The organism is Streptomyces echinatus (genome assembly GCF_014203595.1).
GTDB lineage: Bacteria > Actinomycetota > Actinomycetes > Streptomycetales > Streptomycetaceae > Streptomyces > Streptomyces echinatus.
Genome location: NZ_JACHJK010000001.1, coordinates 440,799 through 464,325, shown reverse-complemented (window position 1 = coordinate 464,325; position 23,527 = coordinate 440,799). Strand labels below are relative to the sequence as shown.

The following is a 23,527-nucleotide window of genomic DNA, read 5'->3' as shown; positions in this document are numbered from 1 at the left end:
GCGCACATGTCCATCGAGATCACCAAGGTCACCGCACGCATCGGCGCGAAGGTCTCCGGCGTCGACATCTCCCGGCCGCTCGCCCCGCAGGAGGTGGCGGCGATCCGGGAAGCCCTCAACGTCCACAAGGCGCTCGTCTTCGACGACGTGCGCCTGGACGACACCGGCCAGCAGGCCTTCGCCCGCCACCTGGGCGAGCTCACCACCGCCCACCCGACCGTCGGCGCGGTCGACGGCGCCCCGAACGTGCTGCCGGTCGACAGCGAGCGGGGCCGCGCCAACCACTGGCACACGGACGTCACCTTCGTCCTCAACCCGCCGCAGGCCAGCACCCTGCGCTCGCTCACGGTCCCGCCGTACGGCGGCGAGACCCTGATCGCCAACGCGGCGGCGGCCTACCGCGACCTGCCCGAGCCGCTGCGCCGCTTCGCCGACACCCTGTGGGCGGAGCACACCAACGACTACGACTACGCGGTGCCGGACGAGGAGATCGACGAGGAGCGGGCCGCCCAGCGCGCCCGGTTCACCTCGATCACGTACCGCACCGCCCACCCGGTGGTCCGGGTCCACCCGCTGACCGGGGAGCGCGGGCTGTTCGTCGGCGGGTTCGCGCAGCGGATCGTGGGCCTGTCGGCCGGCGAGTCCCGCAAGGTGCTCGACCTGTTCCAGGCGTACGTCACACGCCCGGAGAACGTGCTGCGCCACCGCTGGTCGGAGAACCAGCTGGTCCTCTTCGACAACCGCATCACGCAGCACTACGCCATCGACAACTACGACGGCCTGCCGCGCCGCCTGCACCGGGTGACGGTCGCCGGAGACGTCCCGGCCGGCGTCGAGGGCAAGGAGAGCTACTCGATCGAGGGCGACGCCGCGCATTACACCCCCGTGGCGGCGTAATCGAAAATTCACCCAGGGTACGGCGAGTGTCCGGATAATGGGCGGTCCCTTCGCGTGAGCGGACGGGCCGCCCAGACTGGCGGAGTTTTTGCCCGCCTACAGCACTGGGAGAGCCGCGCCCCATGCCCAGCACCACCACCGAGACGCCACCGCAGCAGCGGGCGGACGGCTCCCTCTCCCACGGCCTCAAGCAGCGCCATCTGTCGATGATCGCCCTCGGCGGGGTGATCGGCGCGGGGCTGTTCGTCGGCTCCGGCGCGGGCATCGCCGCCGCCGGGCCGTCCGTCGTGATCGCCTACGCCGTCTCCGGCATCCTGGTGATGCTGGTCATGCGGATGCTCGGCGAGATGTCGGCCGCCTACCCGTCGTCGGGCTCCTTCTCCGCGCACGCCGAGCGGGCGATCGGCCCGTGGGCGGGCTTCACCGCGGGCTGGTCGTTCTGGGTGCTGCTGTGCACGGCGGTCGGCCTGGAGGGCATCGGCGCCGCGAAGATCGTCCAGGGCTGGCTGCCGGGCACCCCGCAGTGGATGTGGGTGGCCCTGTTCATGGTGGTCTTCTGCGGGGCGAACCTGGCCGCCGTGAAGAACTTCGGCGAGTTCGAGTTCTGGTTCGCGGCCCTGAAGGTCGGCGCGATCAGCCTGTTCCTGGTGCTGGGCGTCCTGGCCGTCGCGGGCGTGCTGCCCGGCACGGACTCCCCCGGCGCCTCGAACCTCAGCGACTTCCTGCCGCACGGCAGCGAAGGCCTTCTCGTCGGCCTGCTCGCCTCGGTCTTCGCGTACGGCGGCCTGGAGACGGTCACCATCGCGGCGGCCGAGTCGGAGGACCCGGTGCGGGGCGTCGCCTCCGCCGTCCGCACCGCGATGTGGCGCATCGCCCTGTTCTACATCGGCTCCATGGCGGTCGTCGTCACCCTGGTCCCGTGGGACTCCAAGGAGGTCGTGGAGAAGGGGCCGTACGTCGCCACGCTCGACCACCTCGGGATCCCGGGCGCCGGCCAGCTGATGAACGTGGTCGTCCTGGTCGCCCTGCTGTCCGCGATGAACGCCAACATCTACGGCTCCTCCCGCATCGCCTACTCGCTGGTCGAGCGCGGTCAGGGTCCCAAGGCGCTGGCGCGGCTGTCCGGCGGGGTGCCCCGGACCGCGGTCCTCACCTCCTGCTTCTTCGGCTTCGTCTGCGTGCTGCTCAGCTACTGGCGTCCCGACGACGTCTTCCCCTGGCTGCTGAACATGATCGGCGCGGTCATCCTGGTCGTCTGGATCTTCATCGCCGTCTCCCAGCTGCTGCTGCGCCGCCGCATCGAGCGCGAGGCCCCCGAGAAGCTCGTCGTCCGCATGTGGGCGTTCCCGTGGCTGACCTGGGTCGCGCTGGCCGGCATGGTCGCGATCTTCGTCCTGATGGCCCGTGAGGCGGACACCCGGATCCAGCTGTACTCGACGGGCGCCATGACCCTGGCCCTGGCCGCGGTCGGCTACGCCTGGCAGCGGGCGCGCGCCGCGCGCTGATCTCCGCAGGCCGGGCGAGGCCCCCACGTGCGACACGTGGGGGCCTTTCTGTTGCCCGCTCACTCTTGTTGCTAGCGTGTACTTGCAAGAGACTTGCAATAAGGTTCCGGAGGGGATCACCCATGCCCGTCTACACGCTGCCCGACCTGCCCTACGACTACTCCGCGCTCGCCCCCGTGATCAGCCCCGAGATCATCGAGCTGCATCACGACAAGCACCACGCCGCCTATGTGAAGGGCGCCAACGACACCCTGGAGCAGCTCGCCGAGGCGCGGGACAAGGAGACGTGGGGCTCGGTCAACGGCCTGGAGAAGAACCTGGCCTTCCACCTCTCCGGGCACATCCTGCACTCGATCTACTGGCAGAACATGACCGGCCCGAAGGACGGCGGGGGCGAGCCGCTGGCCGCCGACGGAGTGGGCGAGCTGGCCGAGGCGATCAGGGAGTCCTTCGGTTCGTTCGCCGGGTTCAAGGCGCAGCTCTCCAAGGCCTCGGCCACCACCCAGGGCTCGGGCTGGGGCGTGCTCGCGTACGAGCCGCTCAGCGGGCGCCTGATCGTGGAGCAGGTCTACGACCACCAGGGCAACGTGGGCCAGGGCTCCACCCCGATCCTGGTCTTCGACGCCTGGGAGCACGCCTTCTACCTCCAGTACCGGAACCAGAAGGTGGACTTCATCGAGGCGATGTGGCAGGTCGTCGACTGGCAGGACGTGGCCCGCCGGTACGAGGCCGCCAAGTCCCGCGCGGACGTGCTGCTGCTCGCTCCCTGAGCGGCCCCCGGACGTCCTGCCTCGTGATCGTCTTCTCACCCTTCACGGCGGCAGGCGGATGAAAGAGGACCCCCGCGAGGACGTGACTCGCGGGGGTCCTCCGTGTCCGTGCCGAACCGGCACGCGGGGTCACAGATTGCTGAAGTCCGGGCCCTTGGTGCGGGTCCGCTTGATCTCGTAGAAGCCCGGCACCGAGGCGACGGCGACCGTGCCGTCCCACAGGCGGGCCGCCTGCTCGCCCTTCGGGGCGGGGGTGACGACCGGGCCGAAGAAGGCGATCTGCTCGCCGTCGGGGCCGGGCAGGGAGATGACCGGCGTGCCGACGTCCTGGCCGACCCTCTCGATGCCGTCCTTGTGGGAGGCGCGCAGCTCGGCGTCGAACTCGAAGTCCTCCTGATCGGCGTAGTCGATCAGCTCGGCGGGCAGGCCGGCGTCGGCGAGCGCGCCGGCGATGGCCTCGCGGGTCACGCCCTCACCGTTGTTGTGGATGCGGGTGCCGAGCGCGGTGTACAGCGGGCCGACGACGTCTTCGCCGTGCTTCTGCCAGGCCGCGGTGACCACGCGGACCGACGGCCACGCCTTGGTGGTCAGCAGCTCGCGGTAGTCGGCGGGCAGCTCGTCCAGCCGGTTCTCGTTCAGGACCGCGAGGCTCATGACGTGCCAGCGGACCTCGATGTCACGGAGCTTCTCCACCTCCGTCACCCAGCGGGAGGTCATCCACGCCCAGGGACACAGCGGATCGAACCAGAAGTCGACGGGGGTCTTGCCGGACGGGGTGACGGTCTCGGACATGGCGCTCCTCAGCGAAACGTACTTTTGAGGCGTCAACGAGGTCACGGCCGACGGCATTCCCCGCTGTCCGCCGTCAGGGGCACATGGCAGGATCGGTCCTGTTCAGCCGACACCCATGCGATCACGAGGGAGTGCCGTCCGTGCCCGGTGAGAATCTGTCCCGCGACGAGGCCCGGGAGCGGGCCGCGCTGCTGTCCGTCGACGGATACGACGTGTCCCTCGACCTCCGTTCCGCCGTCGGTGAGGGGAACGGCGAGCCGCGCACCTTCCGCTCGGTGACGACCGTCCGCTTCCGCTGCGCCGAGCCGGGGTCGTCGAGCTTCGCCGACCTGATCGCGCCGGGCGTGACCGCCGTCTCGCTCAACGGCCGGGACCTGGACCCGGGCGAGGTCTTCGACGGCTCGCGCATCGCGCTGGAGGACCTGGCCGCGGAGAACGAGCTGGTCGTGGACGCGCAGTGCGCCTACTCGCGCACCGGCGAGGGCATGCACCGCTTCGTCGACCCGGAGGACGGCGAGGTCTACCTCTACACGCAGTACGAGCCGGCCGACTCCCGCCGTGTGTTCGCGAACTTCGAGCAGCCGGACCTGAAGGCGCCGTACCGCTTCGAGGTGCGGGCGCCCGAGGGCTGGACGGTGTGGAGCAACGGCACGGGTGAACTCGTCGACGGCGTCTGGCGGTTCGCGGAGACCAAGCCGATCTCGACGTACATCACCTGCGTGGTGGCGGGCCCGTACCACTACGTGACGGACTCCTACACCCGCACCTTCGAGGACGGGACGAAGCTGGAGATCCCGCTGGGCGCTATGTGCCGCAAGGGTCTCGCCCCGCACTTCGACGCGGACGACGTCTTCCTGGTCACCCGGCAGGGCCTGGACTTCTTCCACGACCACTTCGACTACCCGTACCCCTTCGGGAAGTACGACCAGGCGTTCGTGCCGGAGTACAACCTGGGCGCGATGGAGAACCCGGGCCTGGTGACCTTCCGGGAGGAGTTCATCTTCCGCGGGAAGGTGACGCAGGCGTCGTATGAGGCGCGGGCCAACGTCATCCTGCACGAGATGGCGCACATGTGGTTCGGCGACCTGGTCACCATGGTGTGGTGGGACGACCTGTGGCTGAAGGAGTCCTTCGCGGACTTCATGGGCACGTTCGCCAACGTGGGCGCCACCCGCTTCAAGGACGCCTGGATCACCTTCGCCAACCGCCGCAAGGCCTGGGCCTACCGCGCGGACCAGCTGCCCTCCACGCACCCGGTCACGGCGGACATCCGTGACCTGCAGGACGCCAAGCTGAACTTCGACGGCATCACCTACGCCAAGGGCGCCTCGGTGCTCAAGCAACTGGTGGCGTACGTCGGCCAGGACGCGTTCCTGGAGGGCGCCCGGCGCTACTTCAAGCGGAACGCGTACGGCAACACGCGCCTGGGCGACCTGCTGTCGGTGCTGGCCGAGACCAGCGGCCGGGACATGACGGGGTGGGCGCGGTCCTGGCTGCAGACGGCGGGGGTGAACTCGCTGACCCCGCAGGTGCTGCTGGACACCACGGGCGGCCGGATCGCGGAGCTGGCGGTGGTGCAGGAGGCTCCGGAGTCGCACCCGGAGCTGCGCCCGCACCGGATCGCGGTGGGCCTGTACCGGAGTACGCCCGAGGGCACGCTGGAGCGGTACGCGCGCGTGGAGACGGACGTGCACGAGCCGCGTACGGTCGTGGCGGAGCTGGCGGGCGCCGAGGCACCGGAGCTGGTGCTGGTCAACGACGACGACCTGACGTTCTGCAAGATCCGTTTCGACGAGACCTCGCTGGCGACTCTGCGGACGCACCTGGGCGCGCTGACCGACCCGCTGGCCCGTGCCCTGTGCTGGTCGGCGCTGTGGAACCTGACCCGGGACGGGCTGCTGCCGGCGCGGGAGTTCATCGGTCTGGTGCTGCGGTTCGCCGGACGCGAGTCGGACATCGGTGTGCTCCAGATGCTGCACGCCTGGGCGAACTCGGCGCTGGTGCACTACGCGGCGCCCGCCTGGCGGGAGACCGGCGGGGAGCTGCTGGCCGAGGGCGCGCTGCGGGAGCTGCGGGCGGCCGGGCCGGGTAGCGAGCACCAGCTGGCCTGGGCGCGGTTCTTCGCGTCCGTGGCCTCCGCCGAGCCGGACCTGAGGCTGCTGCGGGAGCTGCTGGACGGCACGGGCGAGGTCGAGGGCCTGGCGGTGGACCAGGAGCTGCGCTGGGCGTTCCTGGAGCCGCTGGCGGCGCACGGCGCGGCCGACGAGTCGGTGCTGGCGGCGGAGCTGGCCCGGGACGACACGGCGTCCGGCAAGCGGCACCAGGTGCGCTGCCTGGCGGCGCGCCCGTCGGCGGCGGTCAAGGCGCAGGCGTGGGCGCAGGTGGTGGAGTCGGACACGCTGTCCAACGCGCTGGTGGAGGCGACGATCGCGGGCTTCGCCCAGCCGTCGCAGCGGGAGCTGACCGCGCCGTACGCGCAGCTGTACTTCGCCGCGGTCGAGCGGGTGTGGCGGGAGCGGTCGATCCAGATCGGCATGGACGTGGTCCGGGGCCTGTTCCCCGCGTTCCAGGACCGGCAGGAGATCCTCGACGCGACGGACGTGTGGCTGGCGGCGCACGAGGACGCGGCGCCGGCGCTGCGCCGGCTGGTGCTGGAGGCACGGGACGACCTGGCGCGGGCGCTGCGCGCACAGGCGTGCGACGCTGCGGCCTCCGACCGCTGAGCTTTGGCCTGAGCTTGCCCGGTCGGTGACCGTTACGAAATTCGGGCAAACATAGCCGTAACCCCTGGTCCGCACCCGATCGGACCAGGGGTTTTCGTTGCCTACTCGGCATCCGAACACCTGACCTTTAGTCCCGCCTTGTCCGCATTCTTCGACGGCCGTGTAACAGCGGTTACGGGCGGGCCCGGGCGCGGGAATCCCGAGGCCATGACCCACAACACCCCACTCTCCCCCCGCCCCCTCCGCCACCTCTCCGACGTTCACCGCCGCGTTCTGACGGCAGCTCAGCTGCGCGCCCACGGCGTCGGCACGGCCGAGGTGACCGAGCAGTGCCGCCCCGACGGCCCCTGGCGGGAGCTGCTCCCGAACGTGATCCTGCTGCACCCCGGCCCGCCCACCGGCGAGGAGCGGCTGCACGGCGCCCTGCTGTACGCGGCCCGCGCGGCGGAGCCGGGCGTGCCGGCCCAGCCGACGGCCGAGAGCCCGCACCGGCCGGTGTACGCGGAGGCGGTGATCACCGGCCTGGCGGCGCTGACCCTGCACGGCTTCTCGTCCACCCCGCCGCTGCCCGCGCTGGACCACGTGGACGTGCTGGTCCTGCGGCCGCGCCGGCTGCGCTCCGCGGGGTACGTCCGCGTCCTGCGCACCTCCGCCCTGCCCGCCGCGCACGTGGTGACGGGCCTGCCGGTGGCGCCGGTGACGCGCGCGCTGGCGGACGCCGTGGCGGAGCTGACGGACGCGGAGGCGGTACGCCGGCTGCTGACCGAGTCGGTGCGCGGCGGCCACTGCGAACCGGCGGCCGTCGTCCGGGAGCTGACCCAGGCGAAGCTGCTGAGCCGCCCGCACGTGGTGGACGCGGTGGACGCGCTGCTCGCGGAGGGCCGCTCCATCGCCGAGGACCGCCTGTACCGGATGGTCCGCGAGTTCGGCCTGCCCGACCCGGCCTGGAACGTCGACCTGCGCCTGCCCGGCGGCCCGCACCTGGGCGGTCTGGACGCCTACTGGCCGGAGCAGGCCGTCGCCGTGGAGCTGGACACGCGCGCACCCCGGCAGGGCCACCGGCAGGACGACGACGCCCTGTGGTCGGAGTACGCCCGCAAGCGCGAGCACCTGGAACGCCTCGGCATCACGGTCGTGCACATCACGCCGAGGAAGCTCAGGGAGTCCCTGGAGCAGCAGGCCGCGGTGGTGCGAACGGCGCTGATGGCGTCCGGCGACCGGGACCCGGCCGCGTACGTCGTCGTGCTCCCCCGGTAGTGACGGACCGGGGGAACGGCGGGAAGGCCGTCAGGAGAGGAGGGGCCACCGGGCCGGACGCCGGGGGCCCCTCCTCGTGCGTGCCGGCGCCCGGCCACTTCTGCTGCGCCGACCGGGTGAGGGCTCACCGCAACGGACCAGCGGGGCGGGCGGGGCCGCGCGGGCCGCGATACAGGAGAGTCATGAGACAGTCCCGAATAGCGGCCGGCGCGTGCTCCCTCCTCCTCGCCGCCGCCTGCGCGTTCGCCGCCCCCGCGAGGGCACAGGCGCCCCGGACCGTGGCCGGCGGCTACGTGGCCCTCGGCGACTCCTACTCCTCCGGTGTCGGCGCCGGCGACTACGAGGCCTCCGGCAAGGAGTGCAAGCGCAGCAGCCGGGCGTTCCCCGTGCTGTGGGCCGAGGCCCACGCGCCGGAGTCCTTCAGCTTCGCCGCCTGCAACGGCGCCGGCGCCAAGGACGTCCTGACCGAGCAGCTCGGCCATCTCAGCGCCCGCACCGGCCTGGTCACCCTCACGGTCGGCGGCCACGACTCGGGCTTCGTCGGCGTCCTGGCGACCTGCGCGCTGGGCGGCGCCGAGCGGTGCCTGTCCGCCGTCTCCCGGTCCCGCGCCGCCATGGACGGGCCCCTCTCCGCCGACCTCGACCGTCTCTACACGGCCATCCGGAACAGGGCGCCCGCGGCCCGTGTCGTGGTGCTCGGCTACCCGCACCTCTACCACCTCAGCGGCAGCTGCGCCCTGGGCCTCCCGGACGGCGAGCGGGCCACCCTCAACGACGCCGTGGACCACCTCAACGCGGTGATCGCCCGGCGCGCCGTCGTCCACGGGTTCACCTTCGCCGACGTGACCGGCGCCTTCGCCGGCCACGAGATCTGCTCGTCCCACCCGTGGCTGCACAGCGTCGACGTGTTCTCGATCACCGAGTCGTACCACCCGACGGCACCGGGGCAGTCGCTCGGCTACCTGCCGGTGCTCGCCCGCGCGTCCTGACCGCTACAGCGGCTCGGGCAGCGTCGGCAGACGCGAGGAGCGGGTGTGGAGACCGTCGAGCAGCGCGGCGTACGCCGCGATCATGCGCGTACGGCTGAACCGCTCACGGGCGGCCGCCAGCGCCGGGGCGAGGCCGGCGCGGCCGGCCACCGCGGCCGCCCAGGCCAGGGCGATGGCCTCCGGGTCCGGCGGGGTCACGAAACCGTGGCCGCGCACGATCTCCGCGCTGTCGCCGACGTCCGTCGTCACGGGCACCGCGCCGCACATCATGCCCTCGATCAGGCACAGCGGCGCCGCCTCGCCGGAGGCGGAGGTCAGGGCGACGACATCGGCACCGGCGTAGACGGCCTCCATGTCACGGCGTACGCCGAGGAGGCGGACCCGTGCCGCGAGGTCCCGGTGCGGGCCGAAGGCGGACGCGAGGTCGGCCGCCAGGGCGGGGTTCGCGCCGTCCATGCCCGCGCCGCACATCAGGACCCGGCCCTCGGGCTCGCGGGCGAGCCAGGCGCGGGCGGCCCGCAGCAGCAGCGGGACGTTCTTCATCGTGGCGTAGCGGGCCGCGAAGACGATCACGGGTGCCGTGGCCGGGACGCCCAGGGAGGCGCGGAAGGCGAGCCGGGCCGCCGCGTCCGGGCGGAAGCGCAGCAGGTCCACCCCGTTGGGGATGACGTGCAGCAGTTCGCGCGGGATGCCCGCGGCCTCGTACGCGGCCCGCGTGGACTCGGCGCAGCACACGCAGGCCACCACCGTGCCGTCGGCTATGGCGGCCTTCAGCTCGTCCAGGGCGGGGCCCTGGTTCTCCGGGTCGGAGCGGTGCAGGCAGACCACGACCGGGCGGCGGGGCAGTCCGGCCTGGTTGAGCAGGGCCAGCGGCTGCTCCTTCAGCGAGAGGATCACCTCGGCCGCGGCCATCGACCGTGCGGTTTCGGCCAGCTCCTCCCCGCTGAAAACGTTCGCCGCGACCGTGCCCTCGACCAGGCCGGCGGTGCGGCCCAGCGAGGTGACACCCACGCCGCCGGCGGTCAGCGCCCGGTAGCAGGCGTCGTCCTCCATGCGCTGCCGGGTGGCCTCGCGGTGGACCTCGCCGTGGATGCTGAGCACCTGGTGGGACTGGCCGCCCTCGGCCAGTCCCAGAACGACGTCGGAGTGCAGGATCCGGGCGCCCCCGGAGAAGAAGCCCTCGTAGACCGAGAGCACACGCAGTTCGTGCCTTGCGCGCACACGACCACCCGCCTTGCATAAATGATCGAAAAGATCGAGCCATCCCCGTTCACAGCGGGTTAGCCGATATGAGGCGGTATGGACGTTACGTAGGCGTTAACGGAGAACTACGCGAATGAAACGTCGGCTAGCAGAATTCCTTTTCGATCACGGGCGCCGGCTCCCCCGTCCAGTCCGCGTTGAAATTGAGGGCGAGGAAATGGCGTCCGTCCGCCGTCGTCACGGCCGAGGAGGTGGAGCCGTGGATGCCTCCGTCATGGCCCCAGACATGAACACCGCAGGTCAGCTTGGTGTCCATCAGCCCGAGGCCGTAGCGGACGTTCGGGACGCCGTCGATCTTCACCGTCGTCCTCATTTCCTTCAGCTGGCGCGGCGGCAGAAGTTTTCCACGCATCAGAGCGCTGTAGAAGCGGCCCAGGTCCGCGGAATTCGAGATCATTTCACCGGCCGAGGAGGCCATCGAGGGATTGAGGGCCGTGACGTCGTACGTCGGCCCCGTCGTCGTCTCGGCGAGTTTGGAGTAGGCGCGACCGCTGGGCCGCGGCACGGTGACCCTGGTGCCGGGCACGGACGTGGCCGTCAGGTGCAGGGGGCCGAGGACGCGGCGCTCGATCTCGGTGGCGTAGGAGTGGCCCGTCACCTTCTCGATCAGCATGCCGGCCACGACGTAGTTGGTGTTGGAGTAGCTCCAGGACGTGCCCGGTGCGAACTCCGGCGCGTGCCGCATCGCGATCGCCACCAGGTCGTCCGGGGCGAGGGTGTCGTAGCGGTGCCGGAAGAAGCCGTCCTTGAGGAAGTGGGTGCGACCGAAGTCGTCGTCGGAGGTGTAGTCGTAGATGCCGCTGGTGTGGTTGAGGAGCCGGCGGACGGTGATGCGCCGGCCGTCGTGGCCGTGGCCGCTCACCACGCCGGGCAGCCACCGGTCGACCGTGTCGTCCAGGGAGAGCCGGCCCTCCGCCTCCAGCTGGAGCAGGACGGTGGCCACGAAGGTCTTGGTGATGCTGCCGACGCGGTAGCGGTCGGCGGCCGAGCGGGGTTCGCCCGTGCGCAGGTCGCCGACGCCGGCCGTCGTGGACCAGGTGCCGTGGGAGTCCTTCGCGGTGGCGGTCGCGCCGGGCACGCCGGCCTCGACCGCCGCCCGGATCGCCTCGCGGGTGCCCGAGTGGCCGCCGCCCGGGTGGCCCGCGGTGGCGGCCGCGGCCTGGCCCGCCAGGACCGCCGTGACGAGGAGGGCGGTGCTCCCGACGAGAGCCGTGCGTACGCGCATGTCTTCCCCCAGCCTGTGGTGTGACACGGTCGGGGGAAGGGACCCTGAGGTGTTGCGCGAAGGTTGCCTCGATGTGGGCCGGTTGGGCGACTTTCAGCCCTTCCGGGGAAGCTCCTCCAGGCGTCCGTGCGGGGGGCGTTCACGCCACAGCCGCAGGGCGACGTCGACCAGGCGCACGCGGGTGAGTCCGGACACGGCGTCCAGGTCCTGCCAGGCGGCGAAGTCGGTGGAACCGCCCACCTCGTACCGGAGTTCGCCGCCGACCACCTCGCCCTCGTAGATGACGCGCAGCCCGTGGTGGTCGGTGCGGCGCGGCGGGCGCCCGCCGGGGAAGACCCGCCGGGAGGAGTCGACGCCGAGGAGACCGGTCACCTCGATGCGGTAGCCGGTCTCCTCGGTGACCTCGCGGCGGACGGTGTCGTACGGGTCCTCGCCGTGCTCCATGCCGCCACCGGGCAGCACCCACTCGGGCGTGCCGTCCGGCCCGGGCGAGCGGGCGAGCAGGATCCGTCCGTCGCGCACGCACACGGCGTAGGCCGCCACCCTCAACCTCTGTCTCATTCCCCGACGTTAGCGGGCGGGTTGGCCGGCGAGTACTCCGGCGGGCTCCAGCGCAGCGGCAGGGCGGCCGGGGTCCACCAGGCCTCGGCGAGGGTGAAACGGACGGCGCGGGTGCCGTCGGGGGCGAACTCGGCGCGTGCCTCGCCGGTGAGCTGGAGGGTGGTACCCGTGTCCCAGTCGAGGAAGAGCAGGCCCGCCCGCCGGTCGGCGCGCAGATTGCCGAGGCTGAGGAACATGGCGTTGCCGGAGTAGTCGGGCCAGGCCAGTTCGCGCGGCGAGGTGACGTGGACGAAGCCGGGGTTGCCGCCGCGGTGGCTGACGTCGGCTCCGCCGGGGTGCACGGTGGCGAGGAAGAAGGTGTCGGCGGAGCGGATCAACGCCTCCGCGTCCGCGTGGAGGCCGGTGAGCCGGCGGGAAGTGCCCGGTGTGCGGCCGGCGGGCGTCTCGTAGGAGTCCCTGCGCTGGATGTACTTGGGGCAGTTGGAGAACACCTGGTCCGCCTCGACCGCGAAGCCCCGGGCCGTGGGCGTGAGGCGGCCGTTGAGGCGCATGCGGCGGCGGGTGCGGGGGTCCAGGGCGATGGTGCCGACGCGGGTGCCGGGGGTGGCCAGGGCCGCGGCGAGGGGGCCGTGCCGGGCCCCGGTGACGACGGACATCCGGCGGGGCCCCGTCGCGCGGACGAAGCCCGGTGCGCCCGTGAGCGCGGACGCCCACACCCCTCCCGTCCCCGGGTCCGCGGCACCCACGACCAGCAGCGGCTGGAGTTCCAGGAAGGCCGCCGCGACGACCTTGATGTCCTGGCCCAGGGAGCGCCCCACGTGGTCGGCGCGCTCACGGACGCCGACCAGGTCCTGCACGGCCCGCGAGCCCGCGTGATACACGCCCATGACTAGAAGAAACCGCAGGTCGGAGCGGATCCGTGCGGGGCGGGGGCGTCCTCGGCGCCGTGCGGTACGGAGATCTCCAGGCGGGTGCCGTCCGGGTCGTGGAAGAAAATCCCGCCCGAGGCCGAGCCCTCGCGGTGGGCGACCACGCCGTCGTGGGCGAACTCCACCCCGGCCGCCCGCAGCGCCGTCTCGTAGGCGCGGACCCGGTCCACCGAGTCGACGGTGTAGGCGAGGTGGTGCAGCCCGGCCCGGCCGCCGTCGTACGGACCCCGCGCCTGCTGCCACAGGGTGAGGACGGGCCGGTCGCCGCCGTCGCCCAGGAAGGCGTAGCGCCGGCCGTCCCCCTTGCCCTCGGCGAGCAGGGTGAAGCCGAGGACGTCCCGGTAGAAGGCGAGCGAGCGGTCGACGTCGGTGACGTTGAGGCCGGTGTGGCTGGTGCGCAAGGTCATGGCTCTCCCCTTCGGCTGCCTGCCCTCGCAGGCATATCTAACCATTGCCATCACATTAGACAGTTAGCTTCGACAGCGTCAACCGCTCACGTACCCTTTACTGGTTAGCCGAGGAGGAATGCCCGATGCCCACCGCCCGCGATCCCCGCCCGCTCACCGGCGAGCCCCTGGCGCTCGACCTGCTGAACACCCGCTGGAACAGGGACGGCGTCGTCCAGGACCTGCTCGCGGACCCGGAGGGGCTCGCCGTGTGGCTCGCGAGCAACGGGCTGGCCGGAAACCACCCGGCCGACACCGCCGTACTGGACCACCTCCGCGAGGCCCGGGAGGCACTGCGGGCCGCGGTGGACGGCCCCGCGGAACAGGCGGCTCCGCTCGTGGACGCCGTGCTGGGACACGGGCGCATCCGGGCCCGGCTGACCGCCGACGGCCCGGCCGAGGAGCCCGAGTTCGCCGACCCGGCCTGGGCGCCGGCCTGGCTCGCCGCCCGGAACTACCTGGAGTTGCTCACCCGGGCCCCGGAGCGGATCCGCACCTGCGCCGGCGGCGCCTGCATTCTGCACTTCTTCGACACCTCCCGGAACGGCACCCGCCGCTGGTGCTCGATGGCGGCGTGCGGCAACCGGGCCAAGGCATCCCGCCATTACGCGCGTTCGAAGGAGAACTGAGCAAATACCGGACCATCAGGGCCGGATACGCTCAAATCCCATCGGGGGTTTTCCCCATACATGCATATCGATTCGGTCAACGGGTCCCCAAAGGCGTGCCCTTCGGTAAAGCTGAGCGCTCTCGTCCGCTCGTTCCTTTACCTGAGGGATGCCGATGACCCACACGCCCGAGCGTGATCCCATATCCGGCCCGAGACGCCTGGCCCGCATAGCCGTGGCCGTGGGTGTGGTGGCCGCTCTCTCCGCGGCCGGGCCGGTCCCCCTGGCCCTCGCCGCGGACGCTCCGCCCGCCCCGGCCGCGGACCCGGTCAAGTCCGGCCACGACAAGCTCGGTTCGGACGACGCCGACGTGCTCGCCGAGGCCAAGGCCGCCGGCGACAAGAACGTCACGATGATGATCGCGACGGCCCCGGGACAGACCGAGCAGGTCGCCGAGAAGCTGGACGCGGTCAAGGGCGGCTCGGTGGGCCGCAGCTACGACAAGGTCGGCTACGTCCGTGCCACCGTCCCCACCGCCAGGGCCGACGCGGCCATCAAGGCGGCGGCCGGGCTCTCCTCGGTGCACGCCATCGACCTCAGGCAGGAGATCCCGCTCGACGACCCGACGCCGGGCGCGGACACCGCGGACAGGTCCGGGAAGGCCGCGGGCTCCTACCCGGCGCCGGGCAGGAACACCCCGGCGGAGAACCCGTACAACCCCTCCTTCGAGACCGGTGCCGTCGACTTCGTCGAGGACCACCCGAAGGCGGACGGCCGCGGCATCACCATCGGCATCCTCGACTCCGGCGTCGACCTCGGCCACCCCGCGCTGCAGAAGACCACCACCGGCGAGCGGAAGATCGTCGACTGGGTCACCGCGACGGACCCGATCATCGACAGCGACGGCACCTGGCGCCGGATGACCAACCCGGTCAGCGGCCCGTCGTTCAGCTACGGCGGCGTGAGCTGGAAGGCGCCCGCGGGCGACTACCAGATCAACGTGTTCCGTGAGTCCGCGACGGCCGGCGGTGACGCCAAGGGCGACGCCAACCGCGACGGCGACACCACCGACGCCTGGGGCATCCTCTACGACCCGGCCGCCGGCACCGTCCGCGTCGACCTGAACAACAACTTCGACTTCACCGACGACACGCCGATGAAGCCGTACAAGGACGGCTACCAGATCGGCTACTTCGGCACCGACGACCCGAAGACCGACGTCGTCGAGCGGCAGCCGTTCGTCGTCCAGATCCGCAAGGACGTGCCCACCGACCCGTACGGCGGCGACTGGGTCGGCAAGAAGGCCGACTTCGTCAACATCGGTGTCATCGAGTCCGAGCACGGCACCCACGTCGCCGGCATCACCTCCGCCCACGGGCTGTTCGGCGGCAGGATGAACGGCGCCGCCCCCGGCGCGAAGATCGTCTCCTCGCGGGCCTGCACCTGGACCGGCGGCTGCACCAACGTCGCGCTCACCGAGGGCATGATCGACCTCGTCACCAACCGCGGTGTCGACATCGTGAACATGTCGATCGGCGGCCTGCCGGCGCTGAACGACGGCAACAACGCGCGCGCCGAGCTGTACACCCGGCTCATCGACACCTACGGCGTCCAGCTGGTGATCTCCGCGGGCAACTCCGGCCCCGGCGCCAACACCATCGGCGACCCCGGCCTCGCTGACAAGGTCATCTCGGTCGGCGCAGCCATCTCCAAGGAGACCTGGGCCGCCAACTACGGCTCGGCCGTGGAGACCAGGTACGCGATGATGCCGTTCTCCTCGCGCGGCCCGCGTGAGGACGGCGGCTTCACCCCGACCCTGAGCGCGCCCGGCGCCTCCATCAACACCACCCAGACCTGGCTGCCGGGCTCCCCGGTCGCCGAGGCGGGCTACTCGCTGCCGGCCGGCTACTCGATGCTCCAGGGCACCTCGATGGCCTCCCCGCAAGCAGCCGGCGCCTCCGCGCTGCTGCTGAGCGCCGCGAAGCAGAAGGGCGTCGACCTCACGCCGGCCAAGCTGCGCACGGCACTGACCTCGACCGCCGACCACATCAAGGGTGCGCAGGCGTACGAGGAGGGCGCGGGCCTCATCAACGTCCCGGACGCGTGGGAGTCGATCAAGGACGACGCCGACGCGCACGACTACACCGTCAAGGCGCCCGTCGACACCGCGATCGACTACGCCCTGAAGACCCCGGGCTTCGGCACCGGCCTCTACGACCGCGAGGGCGGCCTGAAGGCGGGCCAGAAGAAGACGTACGACGTCACCATCACCCGCACCTCCGGCCCGGACAAGGCCGTCCGGCACGAGCTGCACTTCGAGAACAACGCCGGGCACACCTTCCGGATCGTCGGCGACGACGTCGTGAAGCTGCCGCTGAACCAGCCGGTGACCGTCAAGGTGCAGGCCGCCCCGAAGTCGGCGGGCATCAAGAGCGCGATCCTGGAGGTCGACGACCCGCGCACGGAGGGCGTCGACAAGCAGATCCTCACCACCGTCGTGGTCGCCTCCCCGGTCGACTTCACCTGGTCGGCGTCGGATTCGGTGCAGCGCAACGCCACCCGGTCGTACTTCGTGAACGTGCCCGAGGGCGCCAAGTCGCTGGAGGTCGCGATCGGCGGCCTGAAGGACAAGAGCCAGACCCGGTTCATCGCCATCCACCCGTACGGCGTCCCGTCCGACAACACCTCGACGCCGTACTGCTACAACAACTACCTCGACGGCAACGGCTGCAAGCCCGACGTGCGCGCGTACGCCGACCCGCAGCCCGGCGTCTGGGAGGTCGAGGTGGAGGCGCGCCGCACCTCGCCGCTGCTGGACAACCCGTACAAGCTGGACGTCTCCGTCCTCGGCGCGGCCTTCGACCCGGAGACCGTGACCGTCCCCGAGGCCAAGGTCGGCACCCCGGTGACCGCCTCCTGGAAGGTGACCAACAAGTACGCCGCGCTGGACGGCAAGCTGGTCGGCGGCCCGCTCGGCTCCGCCAAGTCCGCCCGCCCCGCCATCAAGGAGGGCGAGACGCAGACCACCACGGTGACCGTCCCGGCCGGCGCGACCTCGCTCGACGTCGCCATCGGGGGCGTCTCCGACGCGGCGGCCGACCTGGACCTGACGGTGTACGACGCGGCCGGCAAGGAGGTCGGCAAGTCCGCCGACGGTGACTCGGAGGAGGCGGTCTCCGTGCCGTCCCCGGCCGCCGGCACCTACACCATCAAGGTCGTGGGCTACTCGGTCCCGTCCGGCTCCACGGACTACGACTACCGGGACGTGTTCTTCTCCTCCGCGCTCGGTTCCGTCACGGTCGACGGCTCGGCCCCGGTCGAGCTCGGCACGGGCGCGTCGGCGACGGTGACCGGTCAGGTCACGGCCGCCTCCGAGGCTCCGGCCGGCCGCGAGTTCTTCGGCCGGGTGCAGCTGGTGAACGCGCACGGCACGGTCGCCGGCACCGGCAGCGTGAAGATCGGGAAGGTCACGCCGTAACGGGGTGACGCGAACACGAGGTCACGCCGTGACGGGGTGACGTGAAGGCGAGGGGCGGGCGGCCCGACGGGCGCCCGCCCCTCCGCACACCCCTCGCCCCGGCCGGGTCAGGGGGCCTCGCCGGAGGGGCAGGCCAGGTTTCGGGCGCCGGGCAGGGCGTCGGTGATCCAGGCGCGTTCGGCCGCCACGCGGGCGTCGCCCACGGCCCACCGGCTCGCGTACCGTTCGCCCCGGCCGACCACGACGAGCACGTGCTGTCCCGTGCGCGGCACCGGCCGCATGCCCCCGTCGACGAGGAAGCCGACCTCGGCCGGGCCGTGCGCGGGCCGGTAGGAGCGGCTCACGGTCACCGTGACCCGGCTCGACGAGTCCTCCTCCCGCCGCTGCACCCGCGTCACGGTGCCCTCCACGACCAGTGGAGAGCAGGCCAGTTCCCGCTCCGGGTCCGCCGGCCGCACAGCGGTCCGTACCTCCTTGCCCGCGGCGTCGGCCGCGCTCTTGGCCGACCCGCCGTTCTCGCCCCCGACGCCGCCGTTCGTCACCAGCCAGCCGACGCCCAGGGCGAGGGAGAAGGCGGCGGCTCCGGCGAGCGAGCCGAGCGCGATCCGCAACGCCCGGCCAGACCCACGCGTCCGCCCCGCCCGCGACGAACGCACCGAGCCGGCGGGACGCACCGAGCCGGCAGGGCGGACCGAGCCGGCGGGACGTACCGAGCCGGCAGGGCGGACCGATCCGGCGGTGCGGGTGCGGCTCCGGGAGCGGCGGGCGGAAGGCACGGCACCCACGCCGTCGTCCGCCGCCGTCCCCCCGGCCACCTCGTCCCCGGTCACCGCGCTCCCGGCAGCCGCGTCCTCGGTCACCGCGTTCCGGGGCGCCGCGTCCCTGGTCACCGAGCGCTCCGCCGGTTCCCCCCGCTCGTCCCCCGTCAGCGCCTCGGCCAGCCACGCCAGTCGGTCCCGCAGTACCGCCACGTCGGCCTCGGCAGCCCGCTGTTCGGCGAGGAACACGGGATCCCGGCGGGCCTCCTCCGGCAGCGGGTCGCCGGTGATCGCGGCCATCAAGGCGTCCATGCCGTCGTACTCCCCGAACTCCCCCGAATCCCCGAAGTCCCCATGCTTCCCGTACTCCCCGTGCTGCTCGCGGTGCTCGTGATCCTCGTGCCGCCCGGACTCCCCACGTCCCCCTGCACTCCCCGCGTTCGCCGCGCCCCCGGCGCTCCCCGGGCTCCCCGCGTTCCCGGTGCTCCCCGCGCCGTGCGGGGCCTCGTGTTCGGCGGTCATGTCACACCACCTCGTCCTCGTGCAGCCGGTCGCGCAGGGCGCGGACCGCCGTGTGCAGCCTGCTCTTGACCGTGCCCTCGGGGATGCCCAGCTCCTCGGCGATGCCCCGTACCGGCAGGTCGGCGAAGAAGCGCAGCACGACCACCTGCCGCTGGGCGGCCGGCAGCTCGTCCAGGCCCCGGGCGACGGCGAGGGAGAGCAGGCTGGTCTCCTCGCCGGAGGGGTGCGCCGGCTCGCGCAGCGCGGCCAGCCGCTCCCCCAGCCGTTCCTGGCGCCGCTTGGCCCGGTGCCAGTCCATGGCCAGGTTGGAGGCGACCACCGCGGCCCACGCCGACACGTCCCGTGGCGCCTCACGGCCGCTCGCGGTCCGCTCCAGCAACCGCAGCCGGACCTGCTGCACCCCGTCCGGCAGGTCCGACTGCGGCACCCCGCCGAGCGCGAGCACCGCCCGCACCCGCCGTTCCTGGGCCGTGTCCAGCGGATCGTCGCCGACCGAGTCGATCCGGTCGACCCGGTCCGCCCGGTCCGTACCGGCGACCGACGACCGCTGGTCACGGCGCGCCTTTCCGCGCAGCACAAGCCACCCCCTCACGCGTTTGCCCCTACGACGCGGCGGCGGGCCGAAACGTTCGGTCCGCCGCGGCCGGCCACGGAGGCGTACGTCACACCTTCGTATGGCCGCCGCCCGGACGGGCAGGGGCGGGACAGCACAGCTTCCGGCGCGGGCCCACAGCGTAGGGAATTTATGCAGCTCAGGGACGCGCCCAGCGGACATGTGGAACCGTCCGCGGGGAGATCGTGTCCCATTCCTCGGGCACGCACGGCAAAGAATTGGACAGGTGGGCCGGGGTCGGCCGCATGATGGAAACGCCCCGGTCAGGCAAGAGACACATAGAGGGAGTCGCTGTGAGGGTCGGAATCGTCGGAGCCACCGGTCAGGTCGGCACGGTCATGCGCAGGATCCTCGCGGAGCGGAACTTCCCGGTCACGGAGCTGCGCCTGTTCGCCTCGGCCCGTTCCGCCGGAACCGTGCTGGACGGCGTGACGGTGGAGGACGCGGCGGCGGCCGACTACACCGGCCTGGACATCGTGATCTTCTCCGCGGGCGGCGCGACCTCCAAGGCGCTGGCCGAGAAGGTGGCCGCCCAGGGCGCCGTCGTGATCGACAACTCCTCGGCCTGGCGCAAGGACCCGCAGGTCCCGCTGGTGGTCTCCGAGGTGAACCCGCACGCGATCGCCGACCGCCCCAAGGGCATCATCGCCAACCCGAACTGCACCACGATGGCCGCGATGCCGGTCCTCAAGCCGCTGCACGAGGAGGCCGGCCTCGAAGCCCTGGTCGTCGCCACCTACCAGGCGGTGTCCGGCTCGGGTCTCGCCGGCGTGGCCGAGCTGCACGGCCAGGTGCAGAAGGTGGCGGCCGAGGCCGACAAGCTCACCCACGACGGCGCGGCGGTCGACTTCCCCGAGCCGGGCGTCTACAAGCGCACCATCGCCTTCAACGTGCTCCCGCTCGCGGGCAGCATCGTCGACGACGGTCTGAACGAGACCGACGAGGAGCAGAAGCTGCGCAACGAGTCCCGCAAGATCCTGGAGGTCCCGGACCTCAAGGTCTCCGGTACCTGCGTGCGCGTGCCGGTCTTCTCCGGCCACTCCCTCCAGGTCAACGCCCGTTTCGCCCGCCCGATCTCCCCCGAGCGCGCCACCGAGCTGCTCGCGAAGGCGCCGGGCGTCGCCCTCTCCGACATCCCGACCCCGCTGCAGGCGGCCGGCCAGGACCCGTCGTTCGTGGGCCGCATCCGCCGTGACGAGACGGTGGACAACGGCCTCGCGCTGTTCATCTCCAACGACAACCTCCGCAAGGGCGCCGCGCTGAACGCGGTGCAGATCGCGGAGCTGGTGGCGGCGGAGCTGTCCGCGAAGAAGTAGGTCACCCGAGCGGCACAGGGGCGGTCACGGTCACGTGGCCGCCCCTTTCCGTGTGCCGGCGCGGGGCCGGAGCCGGACCGCCCCCGGGCACCCCGCGACGCACCGGCCACTCTTGACAGGCCCACCCCGGGGGTTCCCACGAGGACGCTCAACATCCTCGAGTGGGCGAGAAGCAGAGCGCGAAAGGCCGAGAGGCGACCCGGAAGGGGACGCGAAGGGGGCGCCCGGTGTCGCACCGGACGCCCCCGAGAACGCTCCGCTAGACCGCCGCGGTGTCCGCCGCCTGGGCCTTCAGCGCACGCTCGATGCCCGCGCGGGACTCCGAGACGAGCCGGTGCAGGGCCGCGCTCGGCTCGGCCGCGGCCAGCCAGGTGTCCGTCTTCGCCAGGGTCTCGGCCGAGACCTGGACCGCCGGGTACAGGCCGACGGCGATCTGCTGGGCCATCTCGTGCGAACGGGACTCCCACACGCCCTTGAGGACCTCGAAGTAGGTGTCCGCGTAGGACGCGAGCAGCTCCCGCTGGTCGGTCTGCACGAAGCCGCCGATCACGGCCTCCTGCACGGCGTTGGGCAGCTTGTCGGAGTCGATGACCGAGGCCCAGGCCTCCGCCTTCGCCTCCGGCGTCGGACGGGACGCGCGGGCGGTGGCCGCGTGCCGCTCACCGGCCGCCGTCCTGTCCCGCTCGTACTCGGCCGCGATCTCCGCCTCGTCGTACCGGCCGACGGCCGCGAGCCGCTCCACGAACGCCCAGCGCAGCTCGGTGTCGACGGCCAGGCCCTCGACGGTCTGCGTGCCGTCGAGCAGGGCCTCCAGCAGGTCCAGCTGCTCCGGGGTGCGCGCGGTCGCCGCGAACGCCCGGGCCCAGGCCAGCTGGTGGTCGCCGCCGGCCTCGGCCGCGCGCAGATGGGCCAGGGTGGCGTCGGTCCAGCGGGTCAGCAGCGACTCGCGGGTGGCCGGGTCGGCGTACAGGTCGATGGCCAGCTTGACCTGGCGGTGCAGGGACTGCACGACGCCGATGTCGGACTCCTTGCCGATGCCGGACAGCACCAGCGAGAGGTAGTCGCGGGTGGCCAGCTCGGCGTCCCGCGTCATGTCCCAGGCCGAGGCCCAGCACAGGGCGCGCGGCAGGGACTCGGCGAAGTCGCCGAGGTGCTCGGTGACGGTCCTCAGCGAGTCCTCGTCCAGGCGGACCTTGGCGTAGGACAGGTCGTCGTCGTTGAGCAGCACGACCGCCGGGCGGCGCCGGCCGCTCAGCTGCGGCACGGCCGTCAGTTCGCCGTCGACGTCCAGCTCGACGCGGTCGGTGCGCACCAGCTTGCCGCTCGCCTCGTCGTGGTCGTACAGGCCGATCGCGATGCGGTGCGGGCGCAGGGTCGGCTCGCCCTTGGCGCCGGCCGGCAGCGCCGGGGCCTCCTGGCGCACGGCGAAGGAGGTGATGACCCCGTCGGCGTCGGTGACGATCTCCGGGCGCAGGATGTTGATCCCGGCGGTCTCCAGCCACTGCTTCGACCAGGTCTTCAGGTCGCGGCCGGAGGTCTCCTCCAGGGCGCCCAGCAGGTCGGACAGGCGGGTGTTGCCGTAGGCGTGCCGCTTGAAGTAGGCCTGCACGCCCTTGAAGAACGCGTCCTCGCCGACGTACGCCACGAGCTGCTTGAGCACGCTCGCGCCCTTGGCGTAGGTGATGCCGTCGAAGTTGACGAGCACGTCGTCCAGGTCGCGGATCTCGGCCATGATCGGATGCGTGGACGGCAGCTGGTCCTGCCGGTACGCCCAGGTCTTCATCGAGTTCGCGAACGTCGTCCAGGCGTGCGGCCACTTCGAGGCGGGCGCGGCGGCCTGGCAGGCGACCTCGGCGTAGGTGGCGAACGACTCGTTCAGCCACAGGTCGTTCCACCACTCCATGGTGACCAGGTCGCCGAACCACATGTGGGCCAGCTCGTGCAGGATCGTGGCGGCCCGCATCTCGTACGCGGCGTCGGTCACCTTGGACCGGAAGACGTACTGGTCGCGGAGGGTGACCGCGCCGGCGTTCTCCATCGCGCCCGCGTTGAACTCCGGCACGAAGAGCTGGTCGTACTTCGCGAAGGGGTAGGCGTAGTCGAACTTCTCCTGGAACCAGTCGAAGCCCTGCCGGGTCACCTCGAAGATCGCGTCCGCGTCGAGGAACTCGGCGAGCGAGGGCCGGCAGTAGACGCCGAGCGGGACGGACCGGCCGTCCTTCTCGTACACGCTGTGCACGGAGTGGTACGGGCCGACGATCAGCGCCGTGATGTACGTCGAGATGCGCGGGGTCGGCTCGAAGGACCAGACGTTGTCCTTCGGCTCCGGCGTCGGCGAGTTGGAGATCACCGTCCAGCCCTCGGGCGCCTTCACGGTGAACTGGAAGGTGGCCTTCAGGTCGGGCTGCTCGAAGGAGGCGAAGACGCGGCGGGCGTCCGGCACCTCGAACTGGGTGTAGAGGTAGGCCTGCTCGTCCACCGGGTCGACGAAGCGGTGCAGGCCCTCTCCGGTGTTGGTGTAGGCGCAGTCCGCGACGACCCGCAGGACGTTGCGGCCCTGCAGCAGCCCCGTCAGGGCGATCCGTGAGTCCTCGAAGACCTCGGCCGGATCCAGCTGGTCGCCGTTGAGGACCACCTCGTGGACCGCCGGGGCCACCAGGTCGATGAAGGACCCGGCGTCGCCGCGGGCCACGTCGAAGCGCACGGTGGTCACGGACCGGTAGGTACCGCCCTCCTGCGCGCCGGAGAGGTCGAGGTCGATCTCGTACGAGTCAACGGTGAGCAGTTCGGCCCGCTGCCGCGCCTCTTCGCGAGTCAGGTTTGTGCCAGGCACCCGGTCATCTCCTCGTTATGTGTCGGTTGCGCCATCCTTCCA

18 protein-coding genes are annotated in these 23,527 nt (G+C 72.0%); 9 read left to right on the top strand and 9 right to left on the bottom strand.

The genetic code is table 11. The annotated features are described in order from the left end of the window. Positions 1-6: 6 nt before the first annotated feature. The 3 genes from FHS34_RS01995 (at position 7) to FHS34_RS01985 (ending at position 3,172) form a co-directional block, all read left to right on the top strand. Complete coding sequence (locus tag FHS34_RS01995) at positions 7-897, top strand: TauD/TfdA dioxygenase family protein (protein WP_184959617.1); 891 nt, start codon at positions 7-9, stop codon at positions 895-897. A 122-nt stretch (positions 898-1,019) separates the two neighbouring features. Beyond that, on the top strand, positions 1,020-2,402 hold the full coding sequence (locus FHS34_RS01990) for an amino acid permease (protein WP_184959614.1): 1,383 nt from the start codon (positions 1,020-1,022) through the stop codon (positions 2,400-2,402). A gap of 122 nt (positions 2,403-2,524) precedes the next feature. Then, complete coding sequence (locus FHS34_RS01985; protein WP_184959611.1) at positions 2,525-3,172, top strand: superoxide dismutase; 648 nt, start codon at positions 2,525-2,527, stop codon at positions 3,170-3,172. A 129-nt stretch (positions 3,173-3,301) separates the two neighbouring features. Here FHS34_RS01985 and FHS34_RS01980 read toward each other — a convergent pair whose 3' ends face one another. Then, positions 3,302-3,964: a mycothiol-dependent nitroreductase Rv2466c family protein gene (locus tag FHS34_RS01980; protein ID WP_184959608.1), complete on the bottom strand. Its 663-nt coding sequence runs from the start codon at positions 3,962-3,964 to the stop codon at positions 3,302-3,304. 140 nt (positions 3,965-4,104) lie between these two features. On the opposite strand from FHS34_RS01980, the gene pepN (FHS34_RS01975) reads away from it, so the two are divergent. The 3 genes from pepN (FHS34_RS01975) (at position 4,105) to FHS34_RS01965 (ending at position 8,933) form a co-directional block, all read left to right on the top strand. Then, positions 4,105-6,687 carry an aminopeptidase N gene (gene pepN / locus FHS34_RS01975; RefSeq protein ID WP_184959594.1) on the top strand — a complete coding sequence of 861 codons (2,583 nt, stop codon included), beginning with the start codon at positions 4,105-4,107 and terminating at the stop codon, positions 6,685-6,687. Positions 6,688-6,894: 207 nt separating this feature from the next. After that, complete coding sequence (locus tag FHS34_RS01970; protein ID WP_184959591.1) at positions 6,895-7,944, top strand: hypothetical protein; 1,050 nt, start codon at positions 6,895-6,897, stop codon at positions 7,942-7,944. A 182-nt stretch (positions 7,945-8,126) separates the two neighbouring features. Next, positions 8,127-8,933, top strand: a complete 807-nt coding sequence (locus FHS34_RS01965; protein ID WP_184959588.1) for an SGNH/GDSL hydrolase family protein — start codon at positions 8,127-8,129, stop codon at positions 8,931-8,933. 3 nt (positions 8,934-8,936) lie between these two features. On the opposite strand, the gene FHS34_RS01960 is transcribed toward FHS34_RS01965, so the two are convergent. The 5 genes from FHS34_RS01960 to FHS34_RS01940 all read right to left on the bottom strand — a co-directional run bounded on the left by FHS34_RS01960 (position 8,937) and on the right by FHS34_RS01940 (position 13,318). Then, positions 8,937-10,130 (bottom strand): glycosyltransferase, encoded by a 1,194-nt coding sequence (locus tag FHS34_RS01960; RefSeq protein ID WP_184961286.1) that lies wholly within the window; start codon positions 10,128-10,130, stop codon positions 8,937-8,939. Positions 10,131-10,281: 151 nt separating this feature from the next. Beyond that, the gene (locus tag FHS34_RS01955) at positions 10,282-11,421 is read right to left on the bottom strand and encodes a serine hydrolase domain-containing protein (RefSeq protein WP_184959586.1); all 1,140 of its coding nucleotides are present in this window, start codon (positions 11,419-11,421) and stop codon (positions 10,282-10,284) included. A 93-nt stretch (positions 11,422-11,514) separates the two neighbouring features. After that, positions 11,515-11,982: an NUDIX hydrolase gene (locus tag FHS34_RS01950; protein ID WP_184959583.1), complete on the bottom strand. Its 468-nt coding sequence runs from the start codon at positions 11,980-11,982 to the stop codon at positions 11,515-11,517. After that, entirely contained in the window at positions 11,979-12,869 is an 891-nt protein-coding gene (locus FHS34_RS01945) for a pyridoxamine 5'-phosphate oxidase family protein (RefSeq protein WP_184959581.1), read from the bottom strand. The genes FHS34_RS01950 and FHS34_RS01945 overlap by 4 nt, the downstream gene beginning before the upstream one ends. Positions 12,870-12,871: 2 nt before the next feature. Next, positions 12,872-13,318 carry a VOC family protein gene (locus FHS34_RS01940; protein ID WP_184959579.1) on the bottom strand — a complete coding sequence of 149 codons (447 nt, stop codon included), beginning with the start codon at positions 13,316-13,318 and terminating at the stop codon, positions 12,872-12,874. 125 nt (positions 13,319-13,443) lie between these two features. Between FHS34_RS01940 and FHS34_RS01935 the strand changes: the two genes are divergently transcribed. Then, positions 13,444-13,986, top strand: coding sequence for a CGNR zinc finger domain-containing protein (locus FHS34_RS01935; protein WP_184959577.1), 543 nt, complete (start codon positions 13,444-13,446; stop codon positions 13,984-13,986). Between the two features lie 154 nt (positions 13,987-14,140). Continuing rightward, positions 14,141-17,443 (top strand): S8 family serine peptidase, encoded by a 3,303-nt coding sequence (locus tag FHS34_RS01930; protein WP_184959575.1) that lies wholly within the window; start codon positions 14,141-14,143, stop codon positions 17,441-17,443. Positions 17,444-17,550: 107 nt separating this feature from the next. Here the strand turns inward: FHS34_RS01930 and FHS34_RS01925 are convergent, their stop codons facing one another. Next, positions 17,551-18,723 carry a hypothetical protein gene (locus FHS34_RS01925; protein WP_184959572.1) on the bottom strand — a complete coding sequence of 391 codons (1,173 nt, stop codon included), beginning with the start codon at positions 18,721-18,723 and terminating at the stop codon, positions 17,551-17,553. A gap of 1 nt (position 18,724) precedes the next feature. Continuing rightward, positions 18,725-19,300: an RNA polymerase sigma factor gene (locus FHS34_RS01920; RefSeq protein ID WP_372478567.1), complete on the bottom strand. Its 576-nt coding sequence runs from the start codon at positions 19,298-19,300 to the stop codon at positions 18,725-18,727. A 329-nt stretch (positions 19,301-19,629) separates the two neighbouring features. Between FHS34_RS01920 and FHS34_RS01915 the strand changes: the two genes are divergently transcribed. Then, complete coding sequence (locus FHS34_RS01915; protein WP_184959569.1) at positions 19,630-20,652, top strand: aspartate-semialdehyde dehydrogenase; 1,023 nt, start codon at positions 19,630-19,632, stop codon at positions 20,650-20,652. A 259-nt stretch (positions 20,653-20,911) separates the two neighbouring features. Here the strand turns inward: FHS34_RS01915 and pepN (FHS34_RS01910) are convergent, their stop codons facing one another. After that, positions 20,912-23,485, bottom strand: coding sequence for an aminopeptidase N (gene pepN, locus FHS34_RS01910; RefSeq protein WP_184959547.1), 2,574 nt, complete (start codon positions 23,483-23,485; stop codon positions 20,912-20,914). Positions 23,486-23,527 lie beyond the last annotated feature (42 nt).